At 52.5% G+C, this 15,620-nt stretch carries 14 protein-coding genes; 9 read left to right on the top strand and 5 right to left on the bottom strand.

What is annotated here, in order from left to right:
• Positions 1-66 precede the first annotated feature (66 nt).
• From glk to ptsP, 6 genes are all read left to right on the top strand, one after another.
• Positions 67-1,032 (top strand): glucokinase, encoded by a 966-nt coding sequence (gene glk, locus OGV77_RS21820; RefSeq protein WP_043017106.1) that lies wholly within the window; start codon positions 67-69, stop codon positions 1,030-1,032.
• A gap of 218 nt (positions 1,033-1,250) precedes the next feature.
• A complete protein-coding gene (locus OGV77_RS21815) occupies positions 1,251-1,577 on the top strand; it encodes a PTS fructose transporter subunit IIB (RefSeq protein ID WP_003028254.1) in 327 nt (108 codons plus the stop codon).
• A 20-nt stretch (positions 1,578-1,597) separates the two neighbouring features.
• Positions 1,598-2,845, top strand: coding sequence for a PTS fructose transporter subunit IIC (locus OGV77_RS21810; protein WP_087051278.1), 1,248 nt, complete (start codon positions 1,598-1,600; stop codon positions 2,843-2,845).
• Between the two features lie 17 nt (positions 2,846-2,862).
• The gene (gene ypdF / locus OGV77_RS21805) at positions 2,863-3,948 is read left to right on the top strand and encodes an aminopeptidase (RefSeq protein WP_087051279.1); all 1,086 of its coding nucleotides are present in this window, start codon (positions 2,863-2,865) and stop codon (positions 3,946-3,948) included.
• Positions 3,948-4,988 (top strand): aminopeptidase, encoded by a 1,041-nt coding sequence (ypdE, locus tag OGV77_RS21800; RefSeq protein ID WP_087051280.1) that lies wholly within the window; start codon positions 3,948-3,950, stop codon positions 4,986-4,988. The genes ypdF and ypdE overlap by 1 nt, the downstream gene beginning before the upstream one ends.
• Positions 4,989-5,011: 23 nt before the next feature.
• On the top strand, positions 5,012-7,507 hold the full coding sequence (gene ptsP / locus OGV77_RS21795; RefSeq protein ID WP_087051281.1) for a phosphoenolpyruvate--protein phosphotransferase: 2,496 nt from the start codon (positions 5,012-5,014) through the stop codon (positions 7,505-7,507).
• A 368-nt stretch (positions 7,508-7,875) separates the two neighbouring features.
• On the opposite strand, the gene OGV77_RS21790 is transcribed toward ptsP, so the two are convergent.
• The 3 genes from OGV77_RS21790 to OGV77_RS21780 are packed head-to-tail and all read right to left on the bottom strand — an operon-like array spanning position 7,876 to position 11,201.
• Positions 7,876-8,739: an AraC family transcriptional regulator gene (locus tag OGV77_RS21790; protein WP_087051282.1), complete on the bottom strand. Its 864-nt coding sequence runs from the start codon at positions 8,737-8,739 to the stop codon at positions 7,876-7,878.
• Positions 8,740-8,754: 15 nt separating this feature from the next.
• Entirely contained in the window at positions 8,755-9,489 is a 735-nt protein-coding gene (gene ypdB, locus OGV77_RS21785; protein WP_043017099.1) for a two-component system response regulator YpdB, read from the bottom strand.
• A 14-nt stretch (positions 9,490-9,503) separates the two neighbouring features.
• The gene (locus OGV77_RS21780) at positions 9,504-11,201 is read right to left on the bottom strand and encodes a sensor histidine kinase (protein ID WP_087051437.1); all 1,698 of its coding nucleotides are present in this window, start codon (positions 11,199-11,201) and stop codon (positions 9,504-9,506) included.
• Between the two features lie 387 nt (positions 11,202-11,588).
• Between OGV77_RS21780 and alaC the strand changes: the two genes are divergently transcribed.
• A complete protein-coding gene (alaC, locus tag OGV77_RS21775; protein ID WP_043017098.1) occupies positions 11,589-12,827 on the top strand; it encodes an alanine transaminase in 1,239 nt (412 codons plus the stop codon).
• 66 nt (positions 12,828-12,893) lie between these two features.
• Here alaC and ypdK read toward each other — a convergent pair whose 3' ends face one another.
• Positions 12,894-12,965, bottom strand: a complete 72-nt coding sequence (ypdK, locus tag OGV77_RS21770) for a membrane protein YpdK (protein WP_010723117.1) — start codon at positions 12,963-12,965, stop codon at positions 12,894-12,896.
• Between the two features lie 343 nt (positions 12,966-13,308).
• On the opposite strand from ypdK, the gene OGV77_RS21765 reads away from it, so the two are divergent.
• Positions 13,309-13,923, top strand: a complete 615-nt coding sequence (locus tag OGV77_RS21765; RefSeq protein WP_047409718.1) for a lysozyme inhibitor LprI family protein — start codon at positions 13,309-13,311, stop codon at positions 13,921-13,923.
• Between the two features lie 41 nt (positions 13,924-13,964).
• On the opposite strand, the gene lpxP is transcribed toward OGV77_RS21765, so the two are convergent.
• Positions 13,965-14,885: a kdo(2)-lipid IV(A) palmitoleoyltransferase gene (gene lpxP, locus OGV77_RS21760; RefSeq protein ID WP_087051283.1), complete on the bottom strand. Its 921-nt coding sequence runs from the start codon at positions 14,883-14,885 to the stop codon at positions 13,965-13,967.
• Positions 14,886-15,324: 439 nt separating this feature from the next.
• On the opposite strand from lpxP, the gene OGV77_RS21755 reads away from it, so the two are divergent.
• Positions 15,325-15,567, top strand: coding sequence for a YfdY family protein (locus OGV77_RS21755; protein ID WP_043017095.1), 243 nt, complete (start codon positions 15,325-15,327; stop codon positions 15,565-15,567).
• Positions 15,568-15,620 lie beyond the last annotated feature (53 nt).

The following is a 15,620-nucleotide window of genomic DNA, read 5'->3' as shown; positions in this document are numbered from 1 at the left end:
TGTTATGCCCCCATGAATTTACAGTGTGGCAAAGATTTATTCTGACTTTAGCGGAGCAGTGGAAGAATGACAAAATATGCTTTAGTAGGTGATGTTGGCGGCACCAACGCGCGTCTTGCTCTGTGCGACATTGCCAGCGGCGAGATTTCGCAGGCAAAAACCTATTCCGGGCTGGATTACCCAAGCCTCGAGGCAGTGGTGCGCGTGTACCTGGATGAGCATAGCGTCAGCGTTGAAGATGGCTGCATTGCCATTGCCTGCCCGATCACCGGCGACTGGGTGGCAATGACTAACCATACCTGGGCATTCTCTATTGCTGAGATGAAAAAAAATCTGGGCTTCAGCCATCTGGAAATCATTAATGATTTCACCGCCGTGTCGATGGCGATCCCGATGCTGAAAAAAGAGCATTTGATCCAGTTTGGCGGCGCGGAACCTGTGGAAGGCAAACCTATTGCTGTGTATGGCGCAGGAACCGGGCTCGGTGTGGCGCATCTGGTGCACGTGGATAAACGCTGGGTAAGCCTCCCAGGTGAAGGCGGCCACGTGGATTTTGCGCCTAACAGCGAAGAAGAGGGGATTATCCTTGAGGTTCTGCGCGCGGAAATTGGTCACGTTTCTGCAGAGCGCGTGCTGTCCGGCCCGGGGCTGGTGAACCTGTATCGCGCCATCGTCAAGTCAGACGGGCGCCTGCCGGAAAATCTGCAGCCAAAGGATATCACCGCCCGTGCGCTGGCTGATTCCTGTATCGACTGTCGTCGGGCGCTGTCGCTGTTTTGCGTCATCATGGGGCGTTTTGGCGGCGATCTGGCGTTGACGCTGGGCACGTTTGGCGGTGTGTACATCGCAGGCGGCATCGTACCGCGCTTCCTCGAATTCTTTAAAGCTTCCGGCTTCCGCGGTGGTTTTGAAGATAAAGGGCGTTTTAAAGCCTATGTACAGGATATTCCTGTGTATCTGATCGTGCATGATAACCCGGGCCTGCTTGGTTCTGGTGCCCATCTGCGCCAGACGCTGGGCCATATTTTGTAAGACCAATGCCGGATGGCATTTAGCGGTCATCCGGCCTGCATTCCCACAAAACCGCGCTCCTGACGCGGTTTTTTTATGCCTGTTAACCGCCTTTCCGACCTTCGTCACATTTCCGAGTGACGGAATTATTTGTCCAGTAAAAGCATTATTTGTCTGATAACGGTCGTTACTTTCCCCGGACCATAATTTCACTCGTCAACGATTAAGAGGAAATGATTATGAGCAAAAAACTGATTGCCGTTTGCGCGTGCCCAATGGGTCTGGCCCACACCTTTATGGCGGCTCAGGCGCTGGAAGAAGCCGCAGTTGAAGCGGGTTATGAAGTAAAAATTGAAACCCAGGGCGCGGACGGAATTCAAAATCGACTGACGGCGCAGGATATCGCAGAGGCAACGTTAATCATCCACTCTGTTGCCGTTACCCCGGAGGATAACGAGCGTTTTGAGTCGCGTGACGTCTACGAAATTACGTTACAGGACGCGATAAAAAATGCGGCCGGCATCATTAAAGAGATCGAAGAGATGGTTGCCGCTGAACAACAATAATCATCGACAGGGAATTACTTATGGCCATTAAAAAACGCAGTGCAACCGTTGTGCCTGGCGCATCTGGTGCGGCAGCGGCAATAAAAAATCCACCGGCCTCCCGCAATAGCTTCTGGGGCGAACTTCCGCAACATGTGATGTCGGGTATTTCGCGCATGGTGCCGACGTTAATTATGGGCGGGGTCATTCTCGCCTTCTCGCAACTGATCGCCTATAGCTGGCTCGATATTCCTGCTGACACCGGCATCATGGATGCGCTGAACAGCGGAAAATTCACCGGTTTTAATCTCTCATTACTGAAGTTTGCCTGGCTGTCGCAATCTTTTGGCGGCGTGCTGTTTGGATTTGCTATCCCGATGTTTGCCGCATTTGTCGCCAACTCTATCGGCGGCAAGCTGGCGTTTCCGGCGGGGTTTATCGGTGGGTTGATGTCCACTCAGCCCACGCAGATACTGAATTTTGACCCCGCAACGCTGCAATGGGTTACCAGTGCTCCCGTTCCGTCAACCTTTATTGGCGCGCTGATTATCTCGATTGTCGCCGGGTATCTGGTGAAGTGGATGAATCAAAAAATCCAGTTGCCGGATTTCCTGCTGGCGTTCAAAACCACTTTTTTACTGCCCATTCTTTCCGCGATATTCGTCATGTTGGCGATGTATTACGTGATTACGCCGTTTGGCGGTTGGATTAACGGCGGAATTCGTACACTGCTGACGGCAGCCGGAGAGAAAGGCACGCTGATGTACGCGATGGGGATTTCCGCGGCAACGGCGATTGACCTCGGCGGTCCGATTAATAAAGCCGCAGGATTTGTCGCCTTCAGCTTTACCACCGATCACGTTTTGCCGGTAACCGCGCGCTCTATTGCTATTGTCATTCCCCCGATTGGCCTTGGGCTGGCCACACTTATTGACCGTCGCTTAACCGGCAAACGCTTGTTCAGCGCACAGCTCTACCCGCAGGGTAAAACGGCAATGTTCCTCGCGTTTATGGGTATCAGCGAAGGAGCGATCCCGTTTGCGCTGGAAAGCCCCATCACGGCAATTCCTTCCTATATGGTTGGCGCCATTGTCGGGTCGACGGCTGCCGTCTGGCTGGGGGCGGTGCAGTGGTTCCCGGAATCGGCTATCTGGGCATGGCCGTTGGTCACTAACCTCGGCGTCTATATGGCGGGGATCCTGTTAGGCGCGGTGATTACGGCGCTGATGGTGGTGTTCCTGCGCCATCTTATGTACCGCAAAGGCAAGTTGCTGATTGAAAGCCTCTGATTAAAAGGATTGTAACCATGAGCTTACTCGTCTCGCTGCGCGACTGGCTGACGGAGCAACATCTCGACGCGATGCTGCTGTCATCGCGGCAGAATAAACAGCCGCATATGGGGATCTCCAGCAGTTCAGGGTTTGTGTTTATCAGCCATGAAAGCGCGCATATCCTGGTCGACGGCCGTTACTACACCGATGTCGCCACGCGCACTCAGGGCTACCAAATCCATCGACTCGATGGAACGCAGACGCTGTATTCGCAGGTGAATCACATTATTGCGCTCGAAAAGCTGCAGACGGTGGGATTCGAAGGTGAGCAGGTAAGCTGGGACACCGCGCAGGTCTGGTCGGGCAAACTGCATGCCCGACTTGTGAGCGCTGTGCCGGACGTGCTTCGACAGGTGAAAACCGCGCAGGAGATAGCCTGCATCCGCGAAGCCTGCCGGATAGCTGACCTGAGCGCAGAACATATACGCCGCTTTATTCAACCCGGTCTTAGTGAGCGCGAAATTGCCGCCGAACTGGAGTGGTATATGCGTACGCTCGGCGCAGATAAAGCCTCTTTTGACACCATTGTCGCCAGCGGCTGGCGCGGCGCTCTGCCACACGGTAAAGCCAGCGACAAGCGTGTCGAGGCAGGTGAGTTCATTACGCTGGATTTTGGCGCACAGTATCAGGGCTATTGTTCTGATATGACGCGAACCTTTCGCATCCCCGACGCCAACCAGCCAGCGGAAGAAAGCGCGCTGTTTGCCGTGTATCAGATTGTCCTGGCGGCGCAACGTGCCGCGGTGGCGGCAATTCGACCAGGCGCGCGTTGCAATGAGGTAGACACTGCAGCCAGGCGGGTCATTATGCAGGCGGGCTATGGCGATGCGTTTGGTCACAATACCGGACACGCTATCGGTATTGAGGTGCATGAAAACCCACGTTTTTCCCCCACAGATACAACACCTCTGGCGGCTGGCATGTTGCTCACCGTTGAGCCGGGTATTTATCTGCCGGGCCAGGGCGGAGTGCGTATTGAGGATGTGGTGCTGGTTACGCCAGACGGCGGCGAGGTGCTCTATACCATGGCGAAAACATTGTTACACACGGGAGAGGCGTAATGGATTTGTCGCTACTGAAGGCGCTGAGCGAGGCGGACGCGATCGCCTCTTCTGAACAGGAAGTGCGTCAGATCCTGCTTGAAGAGGCGGATCGTCTCAATAAAGAGGTGCGCTTCGATGGACTGGGATCGGTGCTGATCCGGCTCAATGAATCAACCGGTCCGAAGGTGATGATCTGCGCGCATATGGATGAAGTAGGATTTATTGTGCGCAGTATTTCCAGCGAAGGGGCGATCGATGTATTGCCGGTGGGAAATGTGCGTATGGCGGCCAGGCAATTGCAGCCGGTGCGGATCACCACCCGTGAAGAGAGCAAGATCCCTGGTCTGCTTGACGGAGAGCGCAGCGGTAATGAAGTCAGTGCGCTGCGGGTGGACATTGGCGCGCGGTCCTATGAAGAGGTACTGCAGGCAGGTGTGCGCCCGGGCGATCGCGTCACCTTTGACACAACCTTTCAGGTTTTGCCGCACCAGCGAGTCATGGGAAAAGCCTTTGATGACCGACTTGGATGTTATTTGCTGGTGGCGCTGCTGCGTGAATGGCATGACGCCATTCTCCCTTGCGAGGTCTGGCTGGTGGCCAGTTCCAGTGAAGAAGTGGGATTGCGCGGAGGACAAACCGCAGCACGCGCGATCGCACCGGATGTGGCGTTTGTGCTGGATACGGCCTGCTGGGCCAAAAACTTTGATTACAGTGCGGCCAACCACCGACAGCTCGGTAAAGGCCCGATGCTGGTGTTGAGCGATAAATCACTGATTGCGCCGCCGAAGCTGACGACGTGGGTTGAAAACGTGGCCGCTGATGCGGGTATTACCCTGCAGCTCGACATGTTCAGTAACGGCGGCACCGACGGCGGTGCGGTGCACGTCAGCGGCACGGGGATCCCAACGGTTGTCATAGGGCCTGCCACACGGCATGGACACTGCGCGGCATCGATTGCCGACTGTCGTGACATCATCCAGACACAGCAGTTGTTGTCAGCTCTTATTTCACATCTAACGTGCGAAACCGTGGCTCATCTGACGGATTTCAGGTGCTGATTTCGCGCTAATCAGGAGTTGTTATGTTAACGATTCAATTTCTTTGCCCGTTACCCAATGGCCTGCATGCGCGTCCGGCGTGGGAGCTGAAAGAGCAGTGCAGCCAGTGGCAAAGTGAGGTGACATTTATTAATCATCGCCAGAATGCGAGGGCGGATGCGAAAAGCTCGCTGGCGCTGATTGGCACCGGGACGCTGTTTAACGACAGTTGTAGCCTGACCATTACCGGTCGCGATGAAGAACAGGCCCGGCGAACACTGGAGGAGTATCTCCAGCACCGGTTTATTGACAGCGACAGCGTTCAGCCGACGCCGGCGGAACTGGCGGCACATCCATTGCCGCGTTCGCTGATTCGCCTCAACCCGGACCTGCTGTACGGTACCGTGCTGGCAGGAGGCGTGGGGACCGGTTTGCTCACGCTTTGGCAAAGCGATAATCTGGAAAGTTATCGCACGATAGCGGCGAGTGCGGAAGATAACGCCCGGCTGGAGCACAGCCTGGCGACGCTTGCCGAGCAGCTCAATCAACAGCTGCGCGAGCGCGACGGCGAGAGTAAAACCATTCTCAGCGCGCATCTGTCTCTGATTCAGGATGATGAGTTTGCCGGGAATATTCGCCGTTTAATGCAGGGTCAGCATCTGGGGCTGGGGGCGGCGATTATCGTCAATATGGAACAGGTATGCGCCAGGCTATCGGCCTCCGGTAGCGATTATCTGCGCGAACGCGTCAGCGACATCCGTGATATCAGCGAACAGTTGTTGCACATCACCTGGCCTGAAAGACGCCCGCGCAATGCGCTGGTACTGGAAAAACCGACGATTCTGGTCGCTGAAGATCTGACGCCCAGCCAGTTTTTAAGCCTCGATTTGCAGCATCTGTCTGGCATGATCCTGGAAAAAACGGGGCGCACCTCGCATACCCTGATCCTCGCTCGCGCGTCCGCGATTCCGGTGCTTAGCGGCTTGCCGCTGGAGGCCATTAGCCGCTATACCGGGCAATATGCGGTACTGGATGCCCGCTGTGGGGTGCTGGCCATCAACCCAGACGAAGCGGTTCGCGGTTATTACGCGATTGCGCAGAAGCTGGCCGATGAATGCCAGCGTCGACAGGCGCTTGATGCCGCCCAGCCCGCGCTGACCAAAGATAATCAGCGTATTGACGTTGCGGCGAATATCGGTACCGCGCTGGAAGCGCCGGGAGCGTTTGCCAACGGCGCGGAAGGAATTGGGCTGTTTCGCACTGAAATGCTGTTTATGGACCGCGACAGCGCTCCCGACGAGCAGGAACAGTTTGAAGCCTACCAGCAGGTCTTATTGGCTGCGGGTGATAAGCCGGTTATCTTTCGTACCATGGATATTGGTGGTGATAAGAATATCCGCTATCTCAATATTCCGCAGGAAGAGAATCCGTTCCTGGGCTATCGCGCGGTGCGGATTTATCCAGAGTTTGCCGGACTGTTTCGCACCCAACTGCGCGCTATTTTACGGGCGGCGACCTTCGGTAACGCACAACTGATGATCCCGATGGTGCACAGCCTCGACCAGATTTTATGGGTAAAAAGTGAACTGCAAAAAGCGCTGGCGGCGCTGAAAGCGGACGGTTTACGCCATGCCCCGACGATTTCATTGGGGATTATGGTTGAAGTGCCGTCGGTGTGTTACATCATCGACCATTTCTGCGATGAGGTGGATTTCTTCAGTATTGGTTCAAACGACATGACCCAGTACCTGTATGCCGTCGATCGTAATAATCCGCGCGTTTCGCCGCTGTACAACCCGATTACGCCGTCGTTCCTGCGTATGCTGCAGCAAATTGTTCGCGTGGCGCACGAGCGCGGAAAATGGGTCGGCATTTGCGGCGAACTGGGTGGCGAAGGGCGTTATTTACCGTTGCTGTTGGGTTTAGGGCTCGATGAACTGAGTATGAGCAGTCCTCGTATTCCGGCGGTAAAAAGCCAGCTTCGTCAGTTGGACGGTCAGGCATGCCGCGAACTCGCTTTGCAGGCCTGCGAGTGCCGTAGCGCTCAGGAGATTGAAGATCTGCTCAACCAGTTTGCACCGCAGAAAGATGTACGTCCGCTGCTGGCGCTGGAGAATATCTTTGTTGGTGAATCTCTGAGCAACAAAGAGCAGGTGATTCAGTTTCTGTGCGGCAACCTTGGCGTTAACGGGCGAACTGAACATCCGTTTGAGCTGGAAGAGGATGTCTGGCAGCGCGAAGAGATAGTCACTACCGCCGTTGGTTTTGGGGTGGCTATCCCACACACGAAATCCCAGTGGATCCGCCATTCCAGCATCAGCATTGCCCGGCTTGCACAGCCCGTTGACTGGCAGTCTGAGATGGGCGAAGTAGAGCTGGTGATCATGCTGACGCTGGGTGCCGACGAAGGCATTAACCACGTGAAGGTCTTCTCGCAGCTGGCGCGTAAGCTCGTTAACAAGCAGTTCCGCCAGTCGTTGTTCGCCGCTGAAAATGCCGAGAGCATTCTGGCGCTGCTGGAGGCGGAACTGACATTTTAAGCTTCACTGAAAGAGCGCTATCCTGCCTGTGGCGCTGTGGTTGCAGGCGGGATAAAACGCTCCTGGAAAGCGAAATCATCAATGCGGCGCGTTGTGCCCCGGTAGTTTCCCGGCTCTTAACAGTTTCATCTCTTGCTTGCAGAGCAGAACCACCGCTTGACGACCTTTAACTCGGCGGGAGGTAAGGGCTCTTTTCACGGTTTGACGATCCGCACCTGATTCCAGCATCTGAAAACACATCAGGGAGAGTGCACGTCTGTTTTTCATCGCATATTCACTTTATTGAGTAAGCCAGTAGGATTGGGCTAAAGGCCGCTATTTTACAACGAGGCAAACGGATATGACTAACACCGTTGGTGTTGTCTCACTTAACGCGCTGACTGAAAGCGCGCGCCGTACTCTCCCGGCGTCAGGCCAAACTGACGTCGGAACAGGCGGCAGAAATAATCGCTGTCCTGATATCCACACCGCTGTGCGACTTCGCTAATCGACAGATGGTATTTCTGTAAGATGATGCGCGCCTTCGCCATTCTGACCCACCGCAGATACTCGACAAATCCCATGGTGCCGTGCTGGGTAAACACTTTTGACAGGTGATTGGGCGTGATATTAAAAAACTGCGCCACGCTTTCCCGGGTCAGCGGTTGGGCATAGTTATCTTGTACCCAATTACACATACTGTGATAGAGAAATTCAGCGCGAGGACGCTCTGTGTCAGGGCGGCTATTCACCACGCTACGACACAGATGCAGCAGGCTAAGCACCAGCGGCTGAATGATATCCTGGGCCTGAGGAGTGCGGCTTAAATGGGTTAATGCGGTCAGCATTGCCTCGCCTTCGCCGCGCTGCGGATGGGGTAACTCAATACGGCGGAGCGGACGTAACAGCGATGCGGTTCGGTTATCGTAAAAAGAGAGTCCCAGCCAGGCCGGAGAAAACACCAGGCTCAACAGCATCACGGGCTTGTCGCTGCCGGGCAGATTTGCCGCTTTCGTCGGGATAAACAGCATGTCGCCTTCTGGCAGGCTGTGCTGCTGTTTTTCCAGGAGGTTGCTGTATTCACCACGCAGCACGATATCGAGGCGCGGAAGGTCAATACATAAACTTCCGGTTGGTAATGTGGTGGGTTGGGTCGCGAACCACACGCGCCCCAGATGCTGCGGGTTTAATACCAGGCCGCTGAACAGATCGGCGAAAAACTGTTGGTCTGCGGGTAGGCCTGGTTCTTTCATCGCTCTTTCTCTGCGCTATAAGTGCATTAACTGTCTGAACTCTTTCACTTTACTCCGACTAACCGGGATTTCAAATTCCAGATCTTTTAAGCGCAAAATGTAGGTGTTGTTAAACCAGGGTTCGATCTCGCGAATTTTATTCAGATTCACGCAGAACGAGCGGTGGCAGCGGAAGAAATGCGAAGCCGGCAATTTGCTGCAAAATTCGGTGATGTTCATCGGCATCACGTACGATTCGCGTCGGGTGTAGACAAACGTCATCTTTTCATGGGCTTCTGCGTAGTAGATGTCGTTGATCGGGGTCACGATGATTCGCTCATCTTTGATCAGATTGATCGTGTCGTTTTCGCGTGCTACCGGACTGATGGGCGAAGTTCCCGTTTGCTGTTGTTGCCAGGCGGCTTCCAGCTTTTGCAGCATGCCGACGATCCGCGATTCCTGATACGGCTTCAGGATGTAGTCGAAGGCCTCCAGTTCAAAGGCTTCAACGGCGTGCTCTTTCCACGCGGTAATAAAGACAATAAAAGGCTTGTGCGCAAACTGGCTGATGTTTTGCGCCAACAGCACGCCATCCAGCGAGGGAATATTGATATCCAAAAAAATGGCGTCAACGCGGTTGTGCTGGAGATATTTCAGCACGTCCAGGCCGTCGTCGAATGTGCCGACAATTTCCATCTGGCTGTGCTCTTTTATCAGCCAGCTAAGTTCCTGTTGGGCCAGGAATTCATCTTCAACAATGATGACTTTCACGACTTCGCTCCTGGTTAAAGCAACAATGTGGCCGGTGCGGCTGCGGGCGAGTGCTGATTAGGCACGTAAAAGGCAATCTCAGTGCCTGGCTCCAGACGGCGGATATGTAAGCCCTCGCCGTAGAGCAGCTTAACGCGATGATGCACATTCAATAGGCCAATTTTGTTACCCGGCATTTCATTGGATTCGACCCGTTCAATGACTTTTGGATCGATACCGTGGCCCGTATCCCGCACGGCAATCCTTACCCGGTTACCGCATTCTGCCACGCTGATAGTGACCACGCCTTTTCCTTTGCAGGGTTGAATCCCATGGACAATCGCGTTCTCTACCAGCGGCTGAATCAGCAGGCTGGGGATATAACAGCTTACCTCTTCGTCGATATCATAAATAACCGTCAGCTTGTCGCCAAAACGAGCCTGCTCGATGGCGATGTAATCCTTGATTTGATACAGCTCCTTTTTGATATCTATCTGCTCATCGTCTTTTAATTCAATATTATAGCGAAGATAGCGCGACAAATTAAAAATGAGCTGGCGTGCGGTGTCCGGATTAAGCCGCACCGACGATGAAATCGCATTCAGGGCGTTAAACAGGAAATGGGGATTTATTTTACTTTGCAGTGCGCGCAGTTCTGCCTTATTTGCCATTTCACGAAGCTGCTCAGCCCTGGAAACTTCAAGCTGTGTCGAGATAATTTGCGACAGACCAATCGCCATTTCCTGCAGTGAGGAGGTTATCTGGTGGGCATGGCAGTAGTAGATTTTTAGCGTACCGGTGACAACGCCTTTCTCCCAGAGCGGGATCACCAACATGGAGTGTATTTCGGGCGTGCGGTGCGCTTCATCATTGTTTTTAATGATGATTTTTCCGTAATTGATCGCCTGCTGGGTTGTCGGGCTGACGAAGTCATCGTTATCGCGGTAGTTAAGTTCACCCACGCCAACGTACGCCAGTACGTGCTGGGTGTTGGTAATCGCGACGGCGTCTGCATGTATGTCATGGCGAATAATTTCGCACACCTGGCGGAGCGACTCGCTGTTAACCTGACGGAAAAGCGGCAGGGTTTTGTTGGCGATATCCAGCGCCAGCTTGGCCTGCTTCGCGGCGCTGGCCTCTTTCTCACCCTCCACGCTTTGAACCAGCATGACGATAAAGCCAATGCAGACGCTGCCCAGGATCATAGGGATGCCGATTTTCGAGACAATATCCAGCCCCAGCTCAGTGGTGGGCGCCCATGCGACGACGAGGATCATGGTCAGGGATTCGCACAGCATTCCGCCTAAAATACCTGCGCGCCAGTGCTGCGCTTTGGGGATCTTACGGTTGATCCACCCGGCAATACAGCCTGCCAGAATGCTGGTGATAAAGCAGGGCACAGCGGTTACGCCGCCGATGTCGATCAGGTAGCGATGGGTGCCCGCGATGAGGCCCGTAATGATGCCGACCCACGGACCGAACAGAATTCCTCCTGACATGACCGCAATAATACGTACGTTAACCAGTGAGCCTTCAACCGGTACGCCGGACCAGGTACTGAACAGGGCAAACATTGAGAAAATCGCGGTAACGGCGAGCAGCTCTTTTGGGGAGTGGGCTGACTTGTGCAACAGTTCGCGAAACAGACGGATACGAATCAGGAAAAACAGACAGAACAGCATCAGCGCTGCCCGGTCAAATACCGCCAGCAGCATATTGAATATTTCGTGCACGGGTGACTCTTGCGCAAGGGTTAAACCTCTATGATAGGTAACCTGAGGCTGGATGACCAGCACCCCCGCAACCTGGGTCTAATGAGGAAAAACCTTAACATTAAAAGGGGATTGTTGCATGATTGTTGTATTTACAATACCTGTCCTGTCAGTGCCGCGTTCAAAGTAATGTAGTTAACAACAAAATGTTAAATGATGGTAATTTTAAGCGGGCTGTGAAAATGGTTATTTCCCTATTTTTTCTTGTTGTTCCTCTTTTTCGTTAATAAAAAATATTTTGCTTTGCCTCTCGACAGAAGGAAATTATTCAGGCTATTTTCTAAACGTGCCACCATCGTGGCAGCGTCGCTCGGACGGTCCGGGCGCTAACGTTAATCTGAGGATATTATGGCTGACTCCCGCCCTGAACGTCGCTTTACGCGTATTGATCGCCTTCCCCCTTACGTTTTTAACATCACTGCTGAGCTGAAGATGGCTGCGCGTCGGCGCGGCGAAGATATTATCGATTTCAGCATGGGGAACCCGGATGGGGCCACGCCTCCTCATATTGTTGAAAAACTGTGTACCGTGGCGCAGCGCCCGGATACTCACGGTTATTCCACCTCGCGCGGCATTCCGCGTCTGCGTCGGGCGATTTCCCGCTGGTACCAGGAACGCTATGACGTTGAGATCGATCCGGAATCCGAAGCGATTGTGACGATTGGTTCTAAAGAAGGACTGGCGCACCTGATGCTGGCAACGCTGGATCACGGTGATACCGTCCTTGTACCGAACCCGAGCTATCCGATCCATATTTATGGTGCGGTGATTGCTGGCGCGCAGGTACGTTCAGTGCCGCTGGTCGACGGCGTCGATTTCTTTAATGAGCTGGAGCGCGCGATTCGCGAAAGCTATCCTAAACCGAAGATGATGATCTTAGGTTTCCCTTCTAACCCGACTGCGCAGTGCGTCGAGCTGGAGTTCTTCGAAAAAGTCGTGGCCCTGGCGAAACGCTATGACGTGCTGGTGGTTCATGACCTGGCCTATGCCGATATTGTCTACGATGGCTGGAAAGCGCCGTCGATTATGCAGGTACCGGGTGCTCGCGATGTTGCGGTTGAATTTTTCACCCTGTCGAAAAGCTACAACATGGCGGGCTGGCGTATCGGTTTTATGGTGGGTAATAAAACGCTGGTCAACGCGCTGGCACGAATTAAGAGCTATCACGATTACGGAACCTTTACGCCGTTGCAGGTTGCAGCTATCGCCGCTCTGGAAGGCGATCAGCAGTGCGTACGGGATATTGCGGAGCAATATAAACGCCGTCGAGACGTACTGGTAAAAGGGCTGCATGAAGCCGGTTGGATGGTCGAGATGCCAAAAGCCTCGATGTACGTTTGGGCGAAAATTCCAGAGCATTACGCCGGGATGGGGTCACTTGAATTTGCCAAGAAGCTGCTGAACGAAGCGAAGGTCTGCGTTTCTCCGGGGATTGGATTTGGTGATTATGGCGATACGCACGTGCGCTTTGCGCTAATTGAAAACCGCGACCGTACTCGCCAGGCGATTCGCGGTATTAAAGCGATGTTTCGTGCCGATGGCTTACTGCCTGCCAGTGCAAAATCGGCTACTGAAAGTACCGACTAACAATCCGATTCCCCAAAAGCAAACAGGAGCCTGATGGCTCCTGTTTTTTTTGCTGCGTCTTTTAATTTAGATCATCAGGGCGAAAGTACCGGCCCAAACGATGACCATAAAAGAAATGCCCATAAAGAAATATTTCACTTTTCATCTCTCCGCGTACCTGAGGTACGTCTAAATGAACATATGCTTACCTGACAGAGAGCTGATGCACGCGTAAACGAAAGGGAGAATTCCCCTCGTTTGCTTGGCTGCATCACCTCAGAATTCTGAGCTTTCATGCTCCAGACGGCGCTAATGTACGCCTAAAAATGAGGCGAGACAAGAGGCATTTTTTTATTTGATTTTAATAACTTACAAGTGTCGTGATTCGGCGACAGTTTAATTTCTGCCGGTAATAAATTGCTATTGAGCGACGTAATGGTTACTCGGAGAATTCTCATATCGCCATGATGTTAATGCGGTTAATTTTTCGCGGAATTAGATAATGAAAAGGTTAAAAATGACCAGATTAATGATGTTAGCACTCGTTCTTACGCCATTGACGTCGATGGCGGCCTCGCCGTTGGCATTCAATTTCAGCTGCGCAAGTATTGGTGGTGTGAATAGTGATGGTAAAGGCAATGTCTGGATTGATGGCACGAAGGCGACGGTGAAGGCCTTTAATGAAAACTATTGGGAAGCAAAAAGCGGTAACAATACCGTTTCTATCTCCCGCAAAGATGACGGGAATCCGGATGTTTCCTGGAGCGGGCCGAATCGAAAGCACGGGGTATGCCTGCCTGAAGACAATATTGACTTTTCCGGGGCAAAAAAACCGACCAGCAGCGGGCCTTCTTTTTCCTGTGCTGCGGTAGCAAAAGGCAGTATCGAAGAGGTTATCTGCCAGAGCCCTACGCTCTCAGCTATGGATATGGCGCTAAATGGGGCCTACAAGCAGGCGCTGGTGAAATCGGGTAATAACCCGACGCTCAAAGCAGAGCAGCGCGGTTGGGTGAAAGGGCGTAACGAGTGCTGGAAAGAGCAGGACAAGCCAGCCTGTATTGCCCGTAACTATAATGAGCGAATGACTGAACTCCAGAACAAGTGGGGAGTTAAGTAATTCAGACGCAGAAAAAAAGAAAGGCCTTACGGCCTTTCTTTTTAGATATATAACGAGGCTTCACCCATCGGGCGAGTTTTGAAGCGGCGGTGGATCCAGAGATACTGCTCGGGTGCGCGCATGATCTCTTTTTCGATAATTTTGTTCATATACGCTGCAGCCTGGCTTTCATCTGCCGGGTAACCTTCCATTTGCGGGGTGATGAACAGGCGGTAACCGGAGTTATCTGCTTTTCTCACCATGGTTACCGTCAGCATTGCTGCGCCCGATAACCGTGACAATACGTAAGTGCCGTTAGTGGTCGCAACGTTTTTGACTGCGAAGAACGGGGCGAATGAACTCCCTTTGCGACCGTAGTCCTGATCGGGGGCAAACCATACGGCCTCGCCTTTTTTCAGGGCACCGACAATACCACGCAGATTATTTCTGCCGATCATGGCCTTGTTAGAGCGCATACGACCGCGGGTTTGGATCCATTCCATCAACTTATTGTTGTGCGGGCGATAGGTTGCCATCATCGGTTGGCAAAGCCCCATTACGCGACCACCTAACTCGAGTGACATAAAGTGTACGCCTACAACCATCACGCCACGGTTTTGCAATTGGGCGCGTTTCAGGTTGTCGAGCCCTTCTACGTCAAACCATTTACGCACCCGGCGGTCCGGCCAGAACCAGGCCATACCTGTTTCAAGCAGTCCCATGCCGAGTGAACGAAAGTTCTCATCGACCAGCTTGTCTCTTTCATCTTGCGACAGATTCGGGAAACAGAGTTCGAGATTTTTACGTGCAATAGATTCACGGCGTTTCAAAAATGGACGAGCAAGCGTTCCTGTACGGGTACCAAGAAAACACAATACGGGATAGGGAAGTTGTACCAGTAACCAGAGCACGCCAACACCAAACCATGTGAGCCAGTAGCGCGGATGCAAAAACGCGCGTGAAAATTTACATTGGGGGAACATAAGCACCTGTTGTTGATACGAAATAGATGTATCGCGAAGATTCTTTGTCAGTCGCTTTACACTCTGCACTGATCGTTAGGCCGCCATGAACGACATTGGTTCCTGTAAAGAGTGTAAAACTGAGTCAGGACAAAACCACGAGGGGGCATGAATGATCGGACGCACAATGTACACCCGAAGATTAATGTCAGCCAGAAATAATTACTCAAGATTCGTAAATGTTTTTAGGGCGATTAAGAACAAAAATTAACCTATATATAATTCGTTGTTTTTATGCAGATTAAATAACAGTCTGTTGAAGAGTTAACAGTACGCAGGCGAATGACATATGTAACTAAGATGTTGCTTAAATTGCGTGAAGATAGGAACTATCTTAGAATATAAAGTTAAGGGAGTGTAAGGACTTAGGTTAAGTTTATGGCAGACAGGAGGTATCGCTATGTTCTATTTCTGGATCTTTCTTGCACTGAGCATTTTGTGTGTCAGTTGCTATATCTGGCAGGTTATGGGCGCTGCGGCGTCAATCAGCGCTTTTCTCGGTATGGCCATCCTTACGGCATTAATTTACGTTTTTACTATGCGGTTGACCAATGGTAACGAAATGGTAACCGGATTATTCCTTTTTCTTGCCCCTGCATGCGGTTTGATTATTCGCTTTATGGTTGGCTACGGTAAGCGATAATTAGGAATGTTACTATTAGCAATACATTATCACACAGAGCGACTTATATTTAT

Source organism: Citrobacter sp. Ce129 (genome assembly GCF_030334545.1).
GTDB lineage: Bacteria > Pseudomonadota > Gammaproteobacteria > Enterobacterales > Enterobacteriaceae > Citrobacter > Citrobacter europaeus.
This window is presented reverse-complemented; position numbering and strand designations above follow the sequence as displayed.

Coding starts and splice junctions, on each gene's coding strand:
- lpxP (WP_087051283.1), bottom strand. CDS start 14,885: ATGTTCCCCCAATGTAAATTTTCACGCGCGTTTTTGCATCCGCGCTAC.
- OGV77_RS21755 (WP_043017095.1), top strand. CDS start 15,325: ATGTTCTATTTCTGGATCTTTCTTGCACTGAGCATTTTGTGTGTCAGT.
- ypdF (WP_087051279.1), top strand. CDS start 2,863: ATGAGCTTACTCGTCTCGCTGCGCGACTGGCTGACGGAGCAACATCTC.
- ptsP (WP_087051281.1), top strand. CDS start 5,012: ATGTTAACGATTCAATTTCTTTGCCCGTTACCCAATGGCCTGCATGCG.
- OGV77_RS21810 (WP_087051278.1), top strand. CDS start 1,598: ATGGCCATTAAAAAACGCAGTGCAACCGTTGTGCCTGGCGCATCTGGT.
- alaC (WP_043017098.1), top strand. CDS start 11,589: ATGGCTGACTCCCGCCCTGAACGTCGCTTTACGCGTATTGATCGCCTT.
- glk (WP_043017106.1), top strand. CDS start 67: ATGACAAAATATGCTTTAGTAGGTGATGTTGGCGGCACCAACGCGCGT.
- OGV77_RS21815 (WP_003028254.1), top strand. CDS start 1,251: ATGAGCAAAAAACTGATTGCCGTTTGCGCGTGCCCAATGGGTCTGGCC.
- OGV77_RS21765 (WP_047409718.1), top strand. CDS start 13,309: ATGAAAAGGTTAAAAATGACCAGATTAATGATGTTAGCACTCGTTCTT.
- OGV77_RS21790 (WP_087051282.1), bottom strand. CDS start 8,739: ATGAAAGAACCAGGCCTACCCGCAGACCAACAGTTTTTCGCCGATCTG.
- ypdE (WP_087051280.1), top strand. CDS start 3,948: ATGGATTTGTCGCTACTGAAGGCGCTGAGCGAGGCGGACGCGATCGCC.